General features: G+C 52.5%; 19 protein-coding genes and 1 other RNA gene. 6 read left to right on the top strand and 14 right to left on the bottom strand.

Annotated features, from left to right (window positions below):
* Positions 1-22: 22 nt before the first annotated feature.
* The 6 genes from ACOQPM_RS01560 to ACOQPM_RS01535 all read right to left on the bottom strand — a co-directional run bounded on the left by ACOQPM_RS01560 (position 23) and on the right by ACOQPM_RS01535 (position 4,461).
* The gene (locus tag ACOQPM_RS01560; protein WP_420627466.1) at positions 23-988 is read right to left on the bottom strand and encodes an aldo/keto reductase; all 966 of its coding nucleotides are present in this window, start codon (positions 986-988) and stop codon (positions 23-25) included.
* Between the two features lie 175 nt (positions 989-1,163).
* A complete protein-coding gene (locus ACOQPM_RS01555; protein WP_420627465.1) occupies positions 1,164-1,943 on the bottom strand; it encodes a class I SAM-dependent methyltransferase in 780 nt (259 codons plus the stop codon).
* Positions 1,944-2,094: 151 nt separating this feature from the next.
* Positions 2,095-2,541 (bottom strand): SRPBCC family protein, encoded by a 447-nt coding sequence (locus tag ACOQPM_RS01550; RefSeq protein ID WP_420627464.1) that lies wholly within the window; start codon positions 2,539-2,541, stop codon positions 2,095-2,097.
* 190 nt (positions 2,542-2,731) lie between these two features.
* Positions 2,732-3,241 carry a hypothetical protein gene (locus tag ACOQPM_RS01545; protein WP_420627463.1) on the bottom strand — a complete coding sequence of 170 codons (510 nt, stop codon included), beginning with the start codon at positions 3,239-3,241 and terminating at the stop codon, positions 2,732-2,734.
* Between the two features lies 1 nt (position 3,242).
* Entirely contained in the window at positions 3,243-3,575 is a 333-nt protein-coding gene (locus ACOQPM_RS01540) for an endonuclease NucS domain-containing protein (protein ID WP_420627462.1), read from the bottom strand.
* Positions 3,576-3,663: 88 nt separating this feature from the next.
* Entirely contained in the window at positions 3,664-4,461 is a 798-nt protein-coding gene (locus ACOQPM_RS01535; protein ID WP_420627461.1) for an enoyl-CoA hydratase/isomerase family protein, read from the bottom strand.
* Between the two features lie 109 nt (positions 4,462-4,570).
* On the opposite strand from ACOQPM_RS01535, the gene ACOQPM_RS01530 reads away from it, so the two are divergent.
* Positions 4,571-5,152, top strand: a complete 582-nt coding sequence (locus ACOQPM_RS01530) for a hypothetical protein (RefSeq protein WP_420627460.1) — start codon at positions 4,571-4,573, stop codon at positions 5,150-5,152.
* 91 nt (positions 5,153-5,243) lie between these two features.
* On the opposite strand, the gene ACOQPM_RS01525 is transcribed toward ACOQPM_RS01530, so the two are convergent.
* From ACOQPM_RS01525 to polA, 5 genes are all read right to left on the bottom strand, one after another.
* Positions 5,244-5,579 carry an FKBP-type peptidyl-prolyl cis-trans isomerase gene (locus tag ACOQPM_RS01525; RefSeq protein ID WP_420627459.1) on the bottom strand — a complete coding sequence of 112 codons (336 nt, stop codon included), beginning with the start codon at positions 5,577-5,579 and terminating at the stop codon, positions 5,244-5,246.
* A 2-nt stretch (positions 5,580-5,581) separates the two neighbouring features.
* Positions 5,582-6,847 carry an FKBP-type peptidyl-prolyl cis-trans isomerase gene (locus ACOQPM_RS01520; protein ID WP_420627458.1) on the bottom strand — a complete coding sequence of 422 codons (1,266 nt, stop codon included), beginning with the start codon at positions 6,845-6,847 and terminating at the stop codon, positions 5,582-5,584.
* Between the two features lie 278 nt (positions 6,848-7,125).
* Positions 7,126-7,821, bottom strand: a complete 696-nt coding sequence (locus ACOQPM_RS01515) for a lysophospholipid acyltransferase family protein (protein ID WP_420627457.1) — start codon at positions 7,819-7,821, stop codon at positions 7,126-7,128.
* Between the two features lie 46 nt (positions 7,822-7,867).
* Positions 7,868-8,446 carry a lysophospholipid acyltransferase family protein gene (locus ACOQPM_RS01510; RefSeq protein WP_420627456.1) on the bottom strand — a complete coding sequence of 193 codons (579 nt, stop codon included), beginning with the start codon at positions 8,444-8,446 and terminating at the stop codon, positions 7,868-7,870.
* 66 nt (positions 8,447-8,512) lie between these two features.
* Entirely contained in the window at positions 8,513-11,311 is a 2,799-nt protein-coding gene (gene polA, locus ACOQPM_RS01505; RefSeq protein WP_420627455.1) for a DNA polymerase I, read from the bottom strand.
* A gap of 207 nt (positions 11,312-11,518) precedes the next feature.
* Between polA and ACOQPM_RS01500 the strand changes: the two genes are divergently transcribed.
* Entirely contained in the window at positions 11,519-12,895 is a 1,377-nt protein-coding gene (locus ACOQPM_RS01500; protein WP_420627454.1) for an anaerobic sulfatase maturase, read from the top strand.
* A 61-nt stretch (positions 12,896-12,956) separates the two neighbouring features.
* Here the strand turns inward: ACOQPM_RS01500 and ACOQPM_RS01495 are convergent, their stop codons facing one another.
* The 3 genes from ACOQPM_RS01495 to ACOQPM_RS01485 form a co-directional block, all read right to left on the bottom strand.
* Positions 12,957-13,391, bottom strand: a complete 435-nt coding sequence (locus ACOQPM_RS01495) for a hypothetical protein (protein WP_420627453.1) — start codon at positions 13,389-13,391, stop codon at positions 12,957-12,959.
* 134 nt (positions 13,392-13,525) lie between these two features.
* Positions 13,526-14,092 carry a DUF4126 domain-containing protein gene (locus ACOQPM_RS01490; RefSeq protein ID WP_420627452.1) on the bottom strand — a complete coding sequence of 189 codons (567 nt, stop codon included), beginning with the start codon at positions 14,090-14,092 and terminating at the stop codon, positions 13,526-13,528.
* An 83-nt stretch (positions 14,093-14,175) separates the two neighbouring features.
* Positions 14,176-15,033, bottom strand: coding sequence for a DUF2085 domain-containing protein (locus ACOQPM_RS01485; RefSeq protein ID WP_420627451.1), 858 nt, complete (start codon positions 15,031-15,033; stop codon positions 14,176-14,178).
* Positions 15,034-15,139: 106 nt separating this feature from the next.
* Here ACOQPM_RS01485 and ACOQPM_RS01480 point away from each other — a divergent pair, with 106 nt between their 5' ends.
* The 4 genes from ACOQPM_RS01480 to ACOQPM_RS01465 all read left to right on the top strand — a co-directional run bounded on the left by ACOQPM_RS01480 (position 15,140) and on the right by ACOQPM_RS01465 (position 18,270).
* Positions 15,140-15,967, top strand: a complete 828-nt coding sequence (locus ACOQPM_RS01480) for an FAD binding domain-containing protein (RefSeq protein ID WP_420627450.1) — start codon at positions 15,140-15,142, stop codon at positions 15,965-15,967.
* A 94-nt stretch (positions 15,968-16,061) separates the two neighbouring features.
* Positions 16,062-16,440, top strand: an RNA gene (rnpB, locus tag ACOQPM_RS01475) — RNase P RNA component class A.
* A gap of 94 nt (positions 16,441-16,534) precedes the next feature.
* Positions 16,535-17,002 (top strand): low molecular weight protein-tyrosine-phosphatase, encoded by a 468-nt coding sequence (locus ACOQPM_RS01470; protein ID WP_420627449.1) that lies wholly within the window; start codon positions 16,535-16,537, stop codon positions 17,000-17,002.
* An 89-nt stretch (positions 17,003-17,091) separates the two neighbouring features.
* On the top strand, positions 17,092-18,270 hold the full coding sequence (locus ACOQPM_RS01465; RefSeq protein WP_420627448.1) for an NAD(P)/FAD-dependent oxidoreductase: 1,179 nt from the start codon (positions 17,092-17,094) through the stop codon (positions 18,268-18,270).
* Positions 18,271-18,277: the final 7 nt, after the last annotated feature.

Below are 18,277 nucleotides of genomic sequence, written 5' to 3'. Positions count from 1 at the left end.
GTGTCATCCGTGTCCAATTTATCTATTTCCATGCGGTTGTCTCATCGAGTTCGGCTTTTTGCTCCGCCGTTAGCGAAACGGCCGCTCCCTGCATCGTATCTTCTAGCTGGGCAATGGAGTTGGCGCCGATGATGGCCGAACTGACGGCCGGATTGGCCAGCACCCAGGCGATGGCGGTTTGGGCAACGGTGGCGTTGTGCGCTTTGCCGATGGCTTCCAGAGTGTCAACGGCCGTAAACCCCTGCTCGTTCATATACCGATTCCGCACCCCGTCTGCCCGCGCCGACTCTGGCAATGGCGAATCGCGGCGGTACTTGCCCGTGAGGAAGCCCGCCGCCAGCGGACTGTATGGTATCACCCCCACACCCTGATCCAGACAAAGCGGCTGCAGCTCCCGCTCAAACTCAGCCCGGTGGACGAGGCTGTAGTGCGGCTGCAAGCTGTCAAAACGCGCCAGATTCTTTACGTCGCTCACCCACAGCGATTTAGCCAACAGCCACGCCGGATAATTGGAGCAGCCAATGTAGCGCACCTTGCCCGCCCGCACCAGATCGGTCAGGGCAGAGAGCGTTTCCTCCAATGGCGTCTCTTCGTCTGGCCAATGCACCTGGTACAGGTCAATGAAGTCCGTTTGCAGGCGGCGCAAGCTGTTTTCTACCGACTGCATGATGTGAACCCGGGACAGACCCTGATCGTTGGGGCCATCCCCCATTTGGCCGCGCACTTTGGTCGCCAACACCAGGCTGTCACGGCGCACATCGCTGGCCCTGAGCCAGTTGCCAATGATTTGCTCGCTCACGCCGCCGTCATTGCCCTCTACCCAGCGGGAGTAAATGTCGGCGGTGTCAAAGAAGTTGCAGCCTAACTCCACTGCCCGGCTCATAATGCCGTAGCTAGTGGCTTCATCAGCCGACCAGCCAAACTGCATCGTCCCCAAGCAAATGGTGGACACTTTCAGGCCCGTGCGCCCTAGTCGTCGAAATTCCATCTTGTTTCTCCTTAATTTTTTGCCACAGAGGTCACAGAGTTTTTGGAGATTTGTTCCCTAATCTGCGTAATCTGCGCGATTTGTAACTTTATTTTTGGCGCATCTATGAAATGTGTGTAAATTGGCAAGCATGTGACAGTCACTTCAGAAGTGACTGTCACATTGATGCACACTTTTACCCATGAGCCTTATTTTTTGCCGCAAGGACAAGCAGGCGATTGCTGGTTTCAGTGTAGGAAGATTGGTCGTACTCGCCCCAGAGGTGCAGCAGCTTAAAGCCAGCCTCTTGCAGCAGCAGCTCTAGCTGGTGCGGGTAGCGGTAATGGTATGCGCCCGTGGCCACCATGCGCTGCACAGGGCCGCCATTGGGGGCAGACACGTCGTAAATCCAGGTGATGTGCAGAGTTTGGGCAACAGTGTCCAGTTGGTTGCTGGCCAGATGCACAATCAGATCGCCTGTTTCGGGGTCGGTTAGGACGTTTTCCAAACTGAGCAAGGCATCCTCTGGCGTGTTGGCAATATCTACGGGATTGGCAAGGTCTATGAAAAGACGGCCGTTCTCCTCCAACACCTCCCTCACCCGCCGCAGCATCGCCAACACCTGTGCCGTCTCCAGATGAAACAGCGTATTGTACGGCACAATGGCCAGACCAAATTGGGAATCATGGGGCAACTCGAACGTTGTCATGTCGGCTTGGTGGAGGGTGATGCGCTGCTGAACGACCGTATCCACCCGCCCCAATTTCGCCCGTGCCCGCGCCAGCATCGCGCCAGACAGATCCAGCCCGGTGACGGTATGCCCCGCCTGCACCAGCGGCAGCAGCAGCCGCCCGCTGCCACAGCCCAGCTCCAGCACCGAGCCACCGGCCTGCGCCGCCAGCTTTAAAATGAGCGGAATGTCGTCTGTTAGATTGGCGTGGGTCAAATCGTAGAAGCGGGCAATGTGATCATACATGCCCTTATTTTACCCCAAAGTGCCAGGCACGGGGTGAGCTGCCAAACTCTTTGGCTCATGGGTAAAAAGTGTGCATCAATGTGACAGTCACTTTTGAAGTGACTGTCACATACTTGCCAATTCGCTCATATTTTATAGTTGAGCCAACTTTTTATTCGGCCGTTTCTACAAACTTTTTCAGGCCAGCCAGCAACGCATCCATCCCCTGGCGGTAATTGTTCCGCACGTAGACGCGATCCAGCAGTTCTCCCAACACCCCAAACTTCAGTTTGTACAGAGGCGACACGGTGACGACGGTTTGGTCGCCCTCTGGCCAAAGCGTAAAGCGAATATCTCCTTCGGCAAAGGGGAGATTGGTTCCGGTGATCCGCATGGTGAGCTTTTCATTTGGTTGCCAAAGCACTACGGCTTCATCCAGATAATTTTTCCCGCCGAGGTCACAAAAGCGCGTGGCTCCCACGCCCTCCGTTTGCTCCGAAGTGGTGTGCGAGGCGCACACGCCCGGATTCCATTGGTGAATCTCCCCGATATTGCTCAAGGCTTGCCATACGGCCGTTACTGGCGCATCAATCGTTGTTTCTGTAGCAAAACTACCCATCTGTTATGCTCCTTTGGTTGATTTGCCACCTTTATACAACAAAGGCACCTGCCACATCCATGAAAAACAGTGCCAAGTAGTGCCATGTACCATACATAGTTGGCTCCTACAAACCATGAAGCAGATGATTGATGATGAGATGGGCTGCTTCATCAACGGTCGTTTCAGACCCTGCAAACCGTATCGTATACTAAACAATTCCCCTGTTTGTCACCATCCAGTCTGGCGCTTGCTGGGTGATGTTGGCAACGGCCGTTTCCACATCCATATGTGGCTCCAGTGAATCGGTGCGAAAGCTGATGTTTAATTGATCCTTGTGAGCATTCAAAGAGCACAGATAGACTCGCGCATCCCGCGTTTGCTTGTAAAAGCTAACGGCCGATTTCTGCGGCGAGATTTGCAATGTTTCATCAGCGTCTAAAAGCCTTTTTTTGAAGCGAAAATAAAGCTGCTGCATTGGCATCAACCATTGCGTGTACACTTTTTCCTCAGTGTATTTGGTCGAACCGCTCACTTGGCGAGTCGTTGGCGTATCCTGCTCTGGTCCGACAGTTAGCTCAAAGTCCAACATTTCTTCTCCAGATTGAATACGATAGTAACGATACTCAATCAGGTTCATATCTACACCTAGAGTACGCAGATAGCGAACAACGGCCGTAATCCGGTCATCATTCCCCTCTATCACTAGCAAAAGTCTCATGTCATGCTTCAGCCAATGTGCGCGACTGTAAATAACTGTTGGCCAGCCGCTCAATCTCGTCGCTAGACAGGCCAGCCAACCAGGAAGCATATTCCAACGCTTGAGCTAGCACGTCACGCGGCGGCCTACCCCGCTTAAGCTCTACCACCACCGTATTGCCATCCTCATCCAAGCCAATCAGGTCAGGCACGCCGCTAAAAGGTGTGGCTGGCTGACGGCTAATGATCAGCAGAGGCTGACCGTTGGTTATGATGGTCGGATTTTGCTCTAACCAGTTTTCTAGGTCTTGTTCCCGATAATGATCCCCAAACTTGGTGGATAAAAAAAGCTGCATCTTATTTTCTTTGGATCTTACCCGATACATCGCCATAATAATTCCTTTACCTTTTTGGGGTTGGATCATTTTACCTTATTCATAAAGACTATTTTCTACCAAAAATTGGCTTGCGCTTTTCACGGAAGGCGGTGAGGGCTTCCAGATGATCCGGTTCGGCCCAGAGATTGACAAAGAGGTTTGTTTCAAGCTCGTTAACCGCCGTTGGCGTTGCCCGGTTGGCAGCGTGGATGAGCTGCTTGGTGGCAGCGAGGGCATGTTGGGGGAGTTTGATGAGGGTGTGGGCTAGTTGAGTTACGGCCGTTTCCAACCCCACCTCATCTGCCACCACCTGCTGCACTAGCCCCAACTGTTGTGCCTCCTGCGCGTCAAAAACGCGGGAGGTAAGTAGCAAATCAAGCGCACGCGCCTGCCCCAGCAAATTGACCAACCGTCCCGTGCCGCCCCAGCCAGTGCAAAGTGCATTCCGCACTTGGGCAAAGCAAAAGCGGGCGTGGCTGGCCGCCAAGCGCAGGTCGCAAGCAGTCAAGATTTCGCAGCCACCACCAAACGCATCGCCATTCACAGCAGCAATGACGGGAATGGGGAGCTGGGTAAGCTGAGTTAAGGCTGCGCCCATCACCCGGTTTAGCTGCGCCCCGGCCTCTGGCTCCGGATGCTGGCTCAGTTCCTTCAAATCCCCACCAGAGACAAACGCTTTGTCGCCTGTGCCTGTGATGATGAGGGCGCGAACGCCTGCGGACGCTTCCGCCTCTGCCCCAATTTTCTCCACCGCTGCGGCAAACTGCTCCTGTGCTGTCCAGTTCAGCGCATTTCGCGCCGCAGGCCGATTCACCCGCAGCGTAGCAACGCCATTTTCTTGTGTGAAAATAATTTCTTTATTCATGCTGCTAGTTTAGTAGGCAAGTTTGCAAGTAGGCAAGTTTGCAAGTCACCCAGCGTTCGCAGAACGCAGTCACCTTGTCACCTTGTCACCCCTTCACTAAACTTCCCCCATGAAACAACCCCTACGCGGCGCAATGGCTTATTTGCTGGCAACGGCCGCTTTCCTCATCATCCTCATCACGGCAGGCGTGTTCGACCCCAAGCCAGTGGGCGAGCTAAAAACCACCCTGCCTGCCAGCACGTTCACGGTGAGCCAGCCGGGGCAAACCATTCAATGGCTAGATGCACCATTACCTGATGGGGATTTTTCGGTACGGGGAACGGCCGTTTTGCAAAATGGCAACCCAGACAGCGGCATCGGGCTGGCGCTAGGCAGCAGGGAGGGTAGCTTCATCGTGGCGGTATCGCCGCTGGGGTATGTGTTGGTGCAGCAGGCAGGCGAGGTGGTGCTGCCCTGGCAGCCGTGGCCGCACGTACAGCCCAACAACGCACCCAACGAAATTTGGATTGACATGCGTGGCGAAGAGCTCACGATATGGCTCAATCGGGAACTGCTGTGGCAAGGTAGCCACTTATTGTCTATGCGAAAAATTGGGATTTTTAGTGAAGGGTTTGGTGGGGAAACGGCCGTGTTGAGCGAAGCCGAAGTAGCCGTTTACACCATCCCCACCGTCGAGATTTTTGCCCCGTAAGGCAAACTACAAAAAGAAGCTCGAAGCCACAAAGAACACAGGGGTTTTAGAGAGACTCTCTTTTTTCTCTGTGTACTCTGTGGCTACGTTTTTAATTCACATCTACTAGCTCAACATCAAAGATGAGGACGGCATTTGGGGGAATCACCCCGCCTGCGCCGCGTGAACCGTAACCCAAGTCTGGCGGGATAATCAAGGTGGCTTTGCCACCAACTTTCATCAGGCTGATGCCCTCATCCCAGCCGGGAATTACTTGCCCCATGCCCAGCATGAACTCAATTGGCTCGCCTCGCTTGAAGGAGTTGTCGAACTCTTTGCCATTTTCTAACTGGCCTTTGTAATGCACAGAGACTTGCTGCCCACGCTTGGGCATTTTACCCGTGCCCGCTTCTGTTTCGATGTATTGTAAACCGCTCTCTGTTTTCAAGATTATTCCTCCGTTTCTGCCTTTTCCAGACCCAAAATCTCAACCTCGACAGTCAGATTGCCCTCGTCGGGTGCGTTGGCAGCCTGGTCACCAAAGGCCAGTTCCGGCGTTAGCACAAATTGCGCTATACTCAGATTGTCCAATAGCAACAGTGCCTCGTCCCAGCCAGGCCCAGCTTGCTCTAACCCAACAACCAGAGGAATGGGCTGACCAAAATCATAGGAAGATTGTAGTTGTATGCCTTCTTCATCCCACATCTTGTAATGTAGCGTGACGGTATCTCCCACTGCAATCTCTTCCCCCGTACCTGGGGTGATCACAAACAGCTTTAGGCCGCTGTCGGTAACGGTATAATCCGCTTCATCTACCGAGATTGGCGGTGGAGGTGGCGGCGAGATACTAAGTAGTTCTATCTCAAAAATGAGGATGGCGTTGGGCGGAATGAAGCCATCGGCAGATCCTTCTTCTCCCAGGCCAAGCTCAGGTGGCAAAACAATTTGCACATTGTCCCCAACCTGCATCAACAACACGGCTTCATCCCAGCCGGGCAAAATTTCCTCAGTGCCAACGGTAAATTCAATCGGCCCAGTAACGCGAGAATCGCCTAACAGGGTGCCATCTTCAAGCCAGCCAACAAAATGGACGGTGACGACCTCACCATCTTCTGGGGTCTCGCCATCTCCTTCTGCCAAAAAGTAATATTGTAGGCCACTGTCAGTAACAATGTAGTCATCAGGATCAACGCTGGTGGGTGGTACGGCCGTTGGCGGCGGCACAGGGGTTGGCACGGGGGCCACAGACACCAGCTCCACATCAAAGTAAAGGGTAGAACCACCTGGAATTGGGCCGTAATCGTTGGGACCGTAGGCCAAATCTGGCGGAATAATGAGCTGGGCTTTGCCCCCTGCGCGCATTAGGGCGATACCTTCATCCCAGCCTGGAATCACGCGGCCTTGCCCCAAAACAAAGCTAAAAGGGTCGCTACCAATCGAGCTGTCGAATTCGGTGCCATCTTCCAGTGTGCCGGTGTAATGTACGGTTACCTGGTCACCAGGCTGTGCCTGCACGCCGGTGCCAGCTTCCACTTCCACATATTCCAACCCAGAAGCAGTGACGCGAGAGCCACTTTCAACGTTAACGGCATCGCTGGTTTCACCATCGTTGGGTTGTGGCGTGGCGGGGCCACAGGCAGCTACCAGCAAGCCAAGCAGCAAGGCCGCCAGCAGCAGAGTACGCCAATTTGGGGCGTTTTTGGTTTGTTGTTTCACTAGGTTCTCCTTCATGGTTTACAAAAAGACCGGAACAGCAAACGGCCGTTCCGGCAGCAAATTTCTTTAACTGATGTTACGCACTTCGTCTAGGAGACTACAAAAGTCTTGGGCGCATTTCAGGTACTTGCCAGACTGAGTAAGACTTTTGTAGTCTTGGACTGCGTAACATGAGTTCTTTAATTTAAATGAAAACAGGGCATTGTATCACGAACTGGCAATATCGAAATTGATTCGGACGATTTTCACCCGTCTCTCAGGCATTTTTGGCAGGCGGCTTATTTCAAGCCGTCCGCACCACTCCGATTATTTGTTTGCGGACGGTCATTTAGGCGAGGCCGTATGGTTTCCAAGGAAAACTGGTCTGGGTACTTGGCCTGTACACCATCGTAAAACGTTTTTAGCTGATCGAGAACGGCCGTCTCCCCCACTTCCGGCCAAATCGGATCACCAATGCCAATGGTTTTACGGCCGTAATCTAGCGACACCGGAATAATTGGCACGTTGGCTTCTTTGGCAATGTAGAAGAAGCCCATCTTCCAGTGAGACACCAATTTGCGCGTACCTTCGGGGGAAAGTCCCAGTAAAAATTGCTCGTGCTTTTGGAACTGAACGGCCGTTTGTGTCACCACCCCGTGCGCCGCCCGACGATCCACCCCCATGCCCCCCATCCACAACAGCAGCGGCTTTAGTGGGCTGTTGACAAACGTGTGCTTGCCCAGCCAATACACCCGCGCCTGCAAAGCAAACAAAGCCACCATCGCCAACGGAAAATCCCAGTTGGAGGTGTGCGGTGCGCCAATGAGTACCATCTTGGGCAAATTTGGCACTTGCCCCTCGAAGCGCCAGTCAACTAGCCGCAAAATAGTACGCCCCAGCCAGCGCATGAAACGATTGCCCCAGCGAGGAATAGCTTTCCCAAGCTGTGGGGCGTTGAGTGGGTCTACTTTTGATGAATGTTTGCTTACCTGCATGCTCAACTTTTTTACCAGAGGGGTACAGAGATTACGGCACCGATATCTAGAAATGGGTTTGGTTTTTGCCCTGAATACCTTTGTACCGGGCCTGCAGCAGCGGCAAATCGGCTTCCACATCTCCGGTAGGCATGAATGGTTCGGTGATGGTGAGGATTTTACGGCCGTAATCCACCAAAACTGGCACAATGGGAATCTCAGCACCGTGAGCAATGTGGTAAAAGCCCGTGCGCCAGCGGTTGACCTTGCTGCGCGTCCCCTCGGGCGCAATGGCCAAAATAATTTTTGCACGCCGCTGAATCGCGTCAATCGTTTGCCCCACCGTGCCGTTGGCAGCACTTCGATCCACAGGCACACCCCCTAACCAACCCCACAGATAGGAAAATGGTTTCACGAAAAATTCTGCTTTGGCCATCCAGTTAATGCGAATGCCCAAATAAAAAATAAGGTTCATTGCCAGAGGAAAATCCCAATTGGTGGTGTGCGGTGCGCCAATTACAATCATCTTAGGCAAATTAGGCAGCGAACCCGCCACCTGCCAGCCGGTGATCTTAAATAAAAACGCCGCAACCGCTCTGGAAAAACGATTGCCACGTTGAGGAAGTTGGTCTATATCATTTGTCATTGGGTTGTTTAAGAGATTGGAGACTAGAGACTAGGAAAAACGATCTCTAGTCTCCAGTCTCTAGGTTTAATCTTTTAGTTCTAGCCAGTTATACCCCGTGCTGGCATCTACTTTCAAGGGTACGTCCAGGCTAAATGCGCCAGACATGGTGCCGATGACCAGTTCACGCACGTCGTCCAGCTCTGTTTCGGGAACTTCTAGCAAAAGCTCATCATGAACTTGCAACAGCATTTTGGCTTCGTAGCTAGCCAGCTTTTCATGCAGATTTAGCATGGCAATCTTCACAATGTCTGCGGCAGTGCCTTGAATGGGATGGTTGATCGCTTCACGCTCAGCCCTCATTCTTGCTTGCCGATTACTACCGCTGGCCTGGTGTCTAAAAATTTCAAAGTAGCGTCGCCGCCCCATCAACGTTTCTACGTAATAATCCTCTTGTGCCTTTTGTTTTGTTTCATCCAGATATTTTTGCACACCGGGGAAGCGGGCAAAGTAATCCTTGATATAGTTTTCCGCTTCGGCCAGCGTCAGGTCGGAGTCGCGCGCCAGCCGGAATGCCCCCATGCCGTAGATGAGACCAAAGTTGACCACTTTGGCAAAGCGACGCTGGTTGTAGGTCACGTCATCCAGATCAATGCCGTAAACGGCCGCTGCCGTGGTGCGGTGAATGTCCTGATCTTGCCGGAATGCTTCTAGCAGGGCGGCATCCTGGCTAACATGCGCCAAAATGCGTAATTCCACCTGCGAATAATCTGCCGCCAGGAAGATGTGCCCTGGTTTGGCCACAAAGCCGCGCCGAATTTGCTGCCCCACCTCGCTGCGGATGGGGATATTTTGCAAGTTGGGGTTGCTGCTGGCAATACGCCCGGTAATGGCTCCCGTTTGGTTAAAGCTGGTGTGGATACGGCCGTCTCCCGCATTCACCAACTCCGGCAGGGCATCCACATACGTGCTTTTGAGTTTGCCCAGCTCCCGGTACTCCAAAATGGCCGTAATCATGCCCGTTTTCTTTTCTTGCTCGGTAGCCTTTAAGCTCTCTAGCACGCTAGCAGCAGTGGAGTAATGTCCGCTGCGCGTTTTCTTCAAGCCCTCCACCGGATAATCCAGCTTGGTGAACAAAATTTCGCTCATCTGCTGGGTAGAATTAATGTTGAATGGCTCCTCGGCTATGTCGTGAATTTTCGCTTCTAGCTGTCGCAGCCGCGCCGCTAAATCTTGCGACATTTGGCGGAAGAACTCCAAATCCACGCCAATGCCCGCCTGCTCCATTGCCGAAAGCACTGGAATCAGCGGCATCTCCAAATCGAGGATTTTCTCAAGACTCTTTTCCTGAATTTCTGCTTGCAGGGGAGCCACCAGGCGAAGCGTCATGTCGGCATCGGCCGCGCCGTAAGGGGCTGCGTCTTCAATGGGCACCTCGGCAAATGTTTTTTGTGATTTACCCTTGCCGATGAGCAATTCAATTTCGGTCATTTCTGCGCCCAGGCGATGGCGCGATAAATCTTTTAGCCCCTTGTGCTTGGTGGCTGGGTCTGTGAGCCACTCAGCAATCATCGTGTCGAAGCTAATGGGCGCGGTTCGTAAACCGTATCGGTCTAAAATTGTGTAGTCGTACTTGGCGTTGTGGGCCACTTTACCAATGTTGGGGTTGGTGAAGGAGTCTCGCAAGGCATCCAAAACGGTTTGCAGCGGTAGCTGTCCTTCGGCAAGCTCCGGCTCCCCGGCAAAGAGGGACATCTGCCCGCTGCTACTTTGCGCCTCGTTCGCTAAATGCCCTACTGGAATGTAATACCCTACCGGGGGTTCCACCGCGATGCAGATGCCCACTAATTCGGCCGTTGTTTTGTCTAGACCCGTCGTTTCCACATCAAAGGCAATCAGTTCGGCACTGTTTAGCTGCTCTACAAGTTCGTCTAGCTGCGCCTGCGTCTGCACAACCACGGTTTCGGTTAGCTTCGTCGTCGCTTCTTGTTCATCAAACTCAACGCGATCGCCCAACCCCTCCACCAGTTGGTTCGTGAGGGAGCGAAATTCCAGTTCGCGGAAAATGTCTAGCACGGAGTTTGGATCAAAGTCGTGGGCGATGCAGGCGTCAAGCTCTAGCTGGATGGGTGCATCGGTGACGATGCGGGCCAGCTTTTGGCTAAGGTAGGCACTTTCTTTGCCTTCGGCCAGCTTTTTGCCCATTGCGCCTTTGATGTTTTCTACGTCCTCATAAATAGCGTCTAGGGTTTCGTATTGGGTTAGGAGTTTAGCGGCCGTTTTCTTGCCCACCCCCCTCACACCTGGAATATTGTCACTGGTGTCGCCTACCAATGCCTTGTAATCCACCACCTGATCCGGACGCACCTCAAAATAATCAATCACGCCCTGCACATCGTACACGTCTGGAGGACGACCACCGCGCGTCGGCAGTTCAACATGCGTATTTTCATCCACTAACTGCAACAAATCCCGGTCACCAGTAATGATGTGTACCGGTACGCCCAGCGGCTTCGCTTGCCGGGCAATGGTGCCCAGCACATCGTCTGCTTCAAATCCTTCCAACTCCAAAATTGGGATATTGAGCGTTTGAATAACCTCTTTGATGCGCTCAATTTGCAGACGCAGTTCATCCGGCATTTTTTCACGAGTGCCTTTGTACGCCTCAAACATATCGTCCCGAAAGGTACGCCCCAGATCAAAGCTAACGGCAAAATATTGAGGCGGGTTGTCGGCCAAAATCCAATCTAACACCGTGCGGATGAAGCCGTAAGTGGCGTTAGTGGGTTCGCCACTTTTGGTGGTGAACGCTTCTAGCGGCAGAGCAAAAAACATGCGGTAGGCCAACGCATGGCCATCTATGAGAACAAGCTGGTTTTTCGACATGAGGTTCCTTTTTTGCATCTAATTGAGCGGATAACGCTGTCCCTGAATTGTATCACGAAACGGATGTTCTACCATGAAAACGAGAACGTGTGGGGTGGCATTTTGGGCTTGGCGGCCTTGTGCTGTGCGGGCATGGTTATTTTTAGCTGTATCAACGATAATTCTAGCGAAAACAGCAGTGAGACGCGCTTTGCGCTTAGCAAATAAATGGACAGATTACAAACGGCCGTTCCCCCCAACGCCTTCCACATTATGACCAAGCCCAGTGGCGCGGTCTGCAATTTGGATTGCAAATATTGCTACTTCCTCTCTAAAGAGATGATGTACCCCGGCAGCCGCTTCCGCATGGCCAATGCCCTGCTAGAAACGTTTGTAAAACAGTACATTGAATCACAACAGGCACCGGAAGTGACCTTTGCCTGGCAAGGGGGGGAACCCACCTTGATGGGGTTAGGCTTCTTTGAGCGGGTCATTCATTATCAGCAAAAGCACGCCCAACCGGGCATTGCCATTCACAATACCCTGCAAACCAACGGCACGCTGCTGGACGAAGCGTGGTGCCGCTTCTTCAAAAAGCACAACTTCCTCATCGGTATCAGCATAGATGGCCCACAAACCTTGCACGACGCTTACCGCGTGAACAAAGGGGGCGCAGGCAGCTTTACGCAGGTGATGCGTGGCTGGCAACTGCTAGTTGAGCATGGCGTTGAATTTAATGTGCTTTGCACGGTGCACGCTGCCAACCAGGATCATCCTCTGGAGCTGTATCGCTTTTTTCGGGATGAGTTGAAGACGCAATTTATTCAGTTCATTCCAATTGTTGAGCGAGCAACGACGCAGATTTTGCCTTTGGCCGATATTGGTTGGAGCGAACGAGATGGAGGGCGGCTTCCTGACGGAAGTCGGCCGTTATACACACAAACCGGCAATCTAGTCACCAAACGCTCGGTAAACGCCAAAAAGTATGGCGACTTCCTCATCACCATTTTTGATGAATGGGTGCGGCACGATGTGGGGCAAATTTACGTCCAGCTATTTGATGTAGCGCTGGGTGCCTGGCTAGGGCAGCCGGGGGGATTGTGCATCTTTGCCCCCACCTGCGGCAACGCATTGGCTTTGGAACACAACGGCGACTTGTTTAGCTGCGACCATTACGTGGAGCCAGATTATTTGCTGGGCAATATTCAAAGTGAGCCTATGTTGGAACTGGTGGCCTCTGAGAAGCAACGCACGTTTGGCCAAGAGAAGCTGGACAGCTTGCCGCGATATTGTCGCGAATGCGAAGTCCGGTTTGCCTGTCATGGCGGCTGCCCCAAAAATCGTTTTATCCACACGCCAGATGGCGAATCTGGGCTAAATTACCTTTGTGCGGGCTACAAAGCGTTCTTTAAGCACGTCAACCGCCCGATGCAAATCATGGCTAATTTACTACGGCAACGCCGCGCTCCGGCCGAAATTATGAGCCTCATGATAGCTGAGGATGAAAAACGGCAGCAGCAAGCGTTTGCCCAGGCGGAACGCAACGATCCTTGCCCGTGCGGCAGCGGCAAAAAGTTTAAGCTGTGTCACGGCCGTAAGCAATAAAAAACGGCCGCTTCCGGTGGAAACGGCCGTTTCATTTTAACCATGGAGAAGGGCGCTTGGGTTAATTTCCACCCATCTGGTTCTGAATGAACGGCCAAACAAGGCCACCGACTGCACCCAAAACAAACCCCATAATGCCAAAACACAAAGCGCCAACAACCCCACTCATGGCGCCACCTGCCAAACCGCTGCCAACACTGTCGGTAGCAGCACCAACAACGGTTGTGGAAATTGCATTGAATATTGCTAACAAAATGCCACTCGCACCACCTGCTAATGCACCACCAATCGCTGCTGTAGCCGTATCTTCTTTCCCTGGAGCAAAGTACCCATACAACATGCCTGATGCAACGGGAATGAAGAACCCTCCACAAAGAAATAAAATGGCAATAAATCCACCAACCACTGGGATGAAAGATAAGACACCTAGCAATATTGCAACACCTGCCCCAATACCGCCTGCTTTCAACACACTTTGCATATCAATATTGTTCATTTGAAGTCTCCTTATTAGTTTGAACCGTCATAAATCGCCAAATCTCTATTTTAATTAACACATAGATAATTATTTGGTTGCAATGTCATAGTTGAGTATTTTGGATTATCACCTCCTTAGGCAAACGTTGGCTCTCAGCGAAATGCTGTGCGCTGCTTGCGTCGCCGATATAGTCGGAATCCGTAAAATAGCAAAATCACGAACAAAATTGCGCCCAAAATGGGCAGGAAAATAGCCAAAATGGAGGTGAAGAAGGCTACAACATCTTCCAGCAAGCTCACTAACCAGTTGCCCGTGCCTGCGGTGGTGGCTGTCACCACCGGGCGCGTCACGCCTTTCATGGCATGAACGCTGCCCGCCACAATGAGGCCAGCCCCCAGCGCCAGGATGGGATGAATGTCGTTGACGATGTTGGCATTGGCAGCAAATAAAACAGCGCCAGCCGCCGGGCGCACAAACGTCTGGATTGCATCATTCACCGTGTCTACGGCTGGCACTTTATCTACCAGCATCTCGATAACCAGCAACACGCTGATGATGCCGATGGCCCACCAACTGCCCATGACGCTGTACGGTTCTGCCAAATTAAGCAGCGGATCGCTGAGGGGAAAACGGGCAGCCAGTGCAACCAGCAGTAGAGGGATGTACGCATTCAACCCTGCACTGCCTGCTAAACCAAAAGCGCTAAAAATATCAAGCATTTGTTCTCCGAAATTAGGAGATTAGAGATTAGTAATTGGAGATTGAAATTGCTTATTCTCCAGTCCCTAGTCGCCAATCTCTATTATGCTAGACCGGGAAACCCGGTGAGGGTTCCTGTGAGATTGAATCGTAGCCAAACGATGATGCCTAGTTCCAAAATAGTTAGGCCAAAGCTGATGAACAGCGGCACGGCCGTTTCTTGCCACTTTACCGCCTTTCCATCCCGCTTCAACAGCATCAGCAGAAAAACCGCATTCAGTGAAGTGACAATCATTAAAACGCCAGCCACACTCACAAGAGCCATTACGTACAAAATGACGGGTTGGTTGCTGAGGACGAGAAGTACGGCCGTTCCCACCAATATCACCAACCCAACCAGCTCCCACCCACTGTCAATAACGGAACGGCCGTTGCCATCTCGCCACAATGTTTGCATCAACGCTGGGAAGACGAGCAGACCCATTGCTAGCCCCGCCCCGCTGCCAGTCACCAGCCGCAGCCAGTTTTGGGGTTCATACACGTGTGGGAAGTTTGGGAAAAAGTGTGAGTAAGAGTTGAGGCCATCAATACCCATTACGCTAATAAAGCCGATGAGCGTTAACAAAATTGGCAGCCGAGGTAGATCTGTGTGGCGAGTTCGCCCAGCCAACAGTAATGCAATCATAGAAAAGGCAACCCCCAAATAGATGCCGGTACAGCGGGCACAGAGGGGAAGCTGACGGCCGTTTATTTCAAATGTGCGTTCTGTAATGCGGTGGCAAATAGCCGCTCCCACATAATTTCCCCCTGTTAAAAGCGGATCGTGGTCCAAATGGTGCCCATCGGTGATAGCATACCAACCCATCGCCAGCAAAACGAGTACCGCTATAGCCAGCACCGTCAACCGCCGACGAACGGCCGTTTGATTCAGTTCTGAAACAGTAGATGGTGGCTCAATCAAAAATATTATCCTATGAATTTATCGGATAGTTTTAATATTTCAGGTAAAATAGCGAGTATTAATGGCAATTGTAATCAGCCACAAGCAATTGCACAAGGAGTTAGCGATGCCCCAAAAACCAGACAGTTATTTTCGCCCCGAATCTTTGGAAGAAGCTCTAAACCTGTTGGCTAAACCAAACAGTGCCCCGCTAGCTGGTGGCACAAAATTGTTGGCAACCGAGGAAGGCTTGCCGGGAACGGCCATCATTGACCTGCAAGCGTCGGGATTGAGTCAGGCCAAACTGCTTCCCGTCAATAACAACCATATCTTGGCCGTGGGCGCAACACTGACGCTGGCCAAACTGCACCAATTTTTGCAGGCTGAATTGGCTGACAATGCCGCTGCGCTTTTACTGCAAACGGCAATTCACCAGGCTGGCCCCAACACCTATCGCAACGCAGCGACCCTGGGCGGCACCATTGCCAGTTGCCTACCAGATAGTGAACTCCTCGCCGCGTTGCTGGTGTTGGAAGCAACCGTCACGCTACGGGGGCTAACTAGCCAGAATATACTCTCCCTGGCTGATTATTTGGCCGATGCGGAACGGCCGTCTGGCCTCATCACCACCATCTCCATCCCCCTACCCGCAGGGCGTGGTGCCAGCCATCGCGTCGCCCGCACGCCAGCAGATTATCCCATCGTTTCCATCACTGGTTGGCAACTGCCGGATGGTTCCGTGCGCTTGGCAGCGACTGGCTTGGGAGAACGGCCGTTTCGCCTCACCCAAGCCGAACAGGCCACCCAAACAGACAGTGCCGCAGCAGCCAACGCCGCAGCAAACGCCAACACCCACCCTGGCGACTTCCGTGGCGACGCCAACTACCGTGCCGAAATGGCAGCTGTCCTCACCCGCCGCACACTAAACCAATTACTGAATGACCCAATTACATAATTACCAGATTACCACCTCCTACCTGTAACTGAGTAATTGGGTAATTGAGCAAGTAATTTGCACCCCCCACCCGCCAATGCTACGATCACAGTACCAAGTTGGCTGAGTGATTGCGGTTGGCGCGTAGGCGCTCGCTGAGGAAAGTCCGCACTCCACAGAGCATGGTGCCGGCTAACAGCCGGGCGGGGCGACCCGACGGAACAGTGCAACAGAGAGGTGTATTGTGGCAAATGCTTCGGCAATTGCATGCGAGGGTGAAACGGTGGTGTAAGAGACCACCAGCAGCGGCAGCAATGTCGCTGGCTAGGCAAACCCCACCAGGAGCAAGACCAAGCAGGGCGAAGGGGCTGCTCGTCCCATCAGACGTCCGGGTAGGTTGCAAGAGGGTGTTAGCAATAACACTCCCAGATAGATGATCACTGAGCTTGCGTCAGCAGGCAACACAGAATGCGGCTTATAGGCCAACTTGGCATTCCTGTGGTCAGTGAACAGCATTCAGTAATCAGTTCACTGAATTGAATACTGGCCGCTGAATAATGAATACTGTCTACGGGAAAAGGAGAATCCATGACTATCAACGTCCTTTTCGTCTGCCTGGGCAACATTTGCCGGTCGCCTATGGCCGAGGCAATTTTTCAGCAGTTGGTGGATGAAGCTGGTCTGACGGACAAATTTCAGGTTGATTCTGCTGGCACGGGTAGCTGGCATGTGGGCGAAAAAGCTCACCCCGGTACGCGCCGCATTTTGGCAGAACAAGGAATTGCTTATAACGGCCGTTCCCGTCAAATCACTGCCCAAGACATGGCCGATCCCCAAACCTACATCGTCACCATGGACCAAAGCAACAGCAACAATCTGCATCGTCAATTTGGTCAACATCCCAACCAGCATCGCCTGCTAGCATTTTCCAACCAAACCACAGAAACCGATGTCCCCGACCCGTACTACACCAGCACCTTTGAATACGTGTACCAACTTGTCAAAGATGGTTGCGAGGGATTACTAGAAACCATCCGCAAGCAAGAGGGGTTATAAACAAAACGCAACCTCCCGCAGGTTCCGTCCGCGAGCAAGATTCAATAACAAACCTGCGGGAGATTAATTTTCACAGGAGAAAGAGCAAAATGACAACCATGACCGAGCGTGATGTAATTGTCGTGGGAGCCGGGCCGGGAGGGGCCACAACCGCTGTAGCACTAGCTCAAAAAGGGTACGATGTGTTGCTGCTAGACCGTCATGACTTCCCCCGCGATAAAACTTGTGGCGATGCGGTACCTGCTGGCGCTATTGAACTGCTATGGCGGCTGGGTATGCGTGAAAAAATTGCCAAATCCGTGGAACGTGGCGAGTTATACCCGCTGGAAGGCATGTTGCTTGTTTCGCCACGCGGCCATGAGCTACACGCCAAATTCCAGCACGGCAAAGAGGGCAGTGACAGCTATGTTGCTCCCCGCGTTTACTTCGATGCTCTTATTCAAGAACATGCCGTGGCTTCTGGGGCTGAATTTTGCCAAGCGCAGGCCAAAGCTCCCATTGTAGAGAACGGTAAGATTGTGGGGGTGCGTGTGCAGGCAAACGGCCGTACGCATGATCTACGCGCCCGGCTGGTCATTGGGGCAGATGGTGTTACCTCGGTTATCACCCGCAGCCTGCGCCCCAAACAGGAGCAGCATAACGATGGACACCGCGCTGTGGCTTTGCGAGCCTACATCGAAGACATCGAAGAAATCCCCAAAGAGGTAGAATTTTACCTGTACAAAGATATTCTGCCTGGCTACGCCTGGATTTTCCCAATTGGGAATAATCGCGCCAATATTGGCCTGGGAATGCGCCTGGATCATTTCCGTAAGCGAAAATATAGTCTGGAAAATATGCTTCAAGACTTTCTGGAAATGCCCGCCATTAAAAAGCGGCTTCTGCGTGGAGGGCAGCTGCGAGATGTGGCTACCTGGCAGCTCAACTTTGGGTCACAAAAGAATCTTCAGCATGTGTTTGATGGCGCTATCTTGGTCGGCGATGCGGCTGGATTCATCAACCCGCTCACGGGTGGCGGCATCCACAATGCACTTATCTCAGCGGAGCTAGCAACACAGGTGGCCGATGATGCGTTACGCGCCAACGACGTATCGCGCAGCAACATGCAAGTTTACGAGCAGCTTTGCCATGAGCAAATGTGGGAGAGTATGCGAAACTCTTACTTCATGCAGCGGTCGTTTATGCGGTTTCCAATTTTAGTGGATTTTTTGGTGCGGCGTATGAAGGAAAATAGCCAACTGGCGCAAACCTTCCTGACTAAGCTGTAGGCTTGAG

Source organism: Candidatus Leptofilum sp. (assembly GCF_965223525.1).
Lineage (GTDB): Bacteria > Chloroflexota > Anaerolineae > Promineifilales > Promineifilaceae > Leptofilum.
The sequence above is the reverse complement of the archived record's forward strand: the minus strand, read 5'-3'. Positions and strand labels throughout refer to the sequence as shown.

Coding starts and splice junctions, on each gene's coding strand:
- ACOQPM_RS01545 (WP_420627463.1), bottom strand. CDS start 3,241: ATGAGACTTTTGCTAGTGATAGAGGGGAATGATGACCGGATTACGGCC.
- ACOQPM_RS01535 (WP_420627461.1), bottom strand. CDS start 4,461: ATGAATAAAGAAATTATTTTCACACAAGAAAATGGCGTTGCTACGCTG.
- ACOQPM_RS01510 (WP_420627456.1), bottom strand. CDS start 8,446: ATGACAAATGATATAGACCAACTTCCTCAACGTGGCAATCGTTTTTCC.
- ACOQPM_RS01500 (WP_420627454.1), top strand. CDS start 11,519: ATGGACAGATTACAAACGGCCGTTCCCCCCAACGCCTTCCACATTATG.
- ACOQPM_RS01490 (WP_420627452.1), bottom strand. CDS start 14,092: ATGCTTGATATTTTTAGCGCTTTTGGTTTAGCAGGCAGTGCAGGGTTG.
- ACOQPM_RS01495 (WP_420627453.1), bottom strand. CDS start 13,391: ATGAACAATATTGATATGCAAAGTGTGTTGAAAGCAGGCGGTATTGGG.
- polA (WP_420627455.1), bottom strand. CDS start 11,311: ATGTCGAAAAACCAGCTTGTTCTCATAGATGGCCATGCGTTGGCCTAC.
- ACOQPM_RS01530 (WP_420627460.1), top strand. CDS start 4,571: ATGAAACAACCCCTACGCGGCGCAATGGCTTATTTGCTGGCAACGGCC.
- ACOQPM_RS01560 (WP_420627466.1), bottom strand. CDS start 988: ATGGAATTTCGACGACTAGGGCGCACGGGCCTGAAAGTGTCCACCATT.
- ACOQPM_RS01555 (WP_420627465.1), bottom strand. CDS start 1,943: ATGTATGATCACATTGCCCGCTTCTACGATTTGACCCACGCCAATCTA.
- ACOQPM_RS01465 (WP_420627448.1), top strand. CDS start 17,092: ATGACAACCATGACCGAGCGTGATGTAATTGTCGTGGGAGCCGGGCCG.
- ACOQPM_RS01515 (WP_420627457.1), bottom strand. CDS start 7,821: ATGCAGGTAAGCAAACATTCATCAAAAGTAGACCCACTCAACGCCCCA.
- ACOQPM_RS01540 (WP_420627462.1), bottom strand. CDS start 3,575: ATGCAGCTTTTTTTATCCACCAAGTTTGGGGATCATTATCGGGAACAA.
- ACOQPM_RS01470 (WP_420627449.1), top strand. CDS start 16,535: ATGACTATCAACGTCCTTTTCGTCTGCCTGGGCAACATTTGCCGGTCG.
- ACOQPM_RS01480 (WP_420627450.1), top strand. CDS start 15,140: ATGCCCCAAAAACCAGACAGTTATTTTCGCCCCGAATCTTTGGAAGAA.
- ACOQPM_RS01550 (WP_420627464.1), bottom strand. CDS start 2,541: ATGGGTAGTTTTGCTACAGAAACAACGATTGATGCGCCAGTAACGGCC.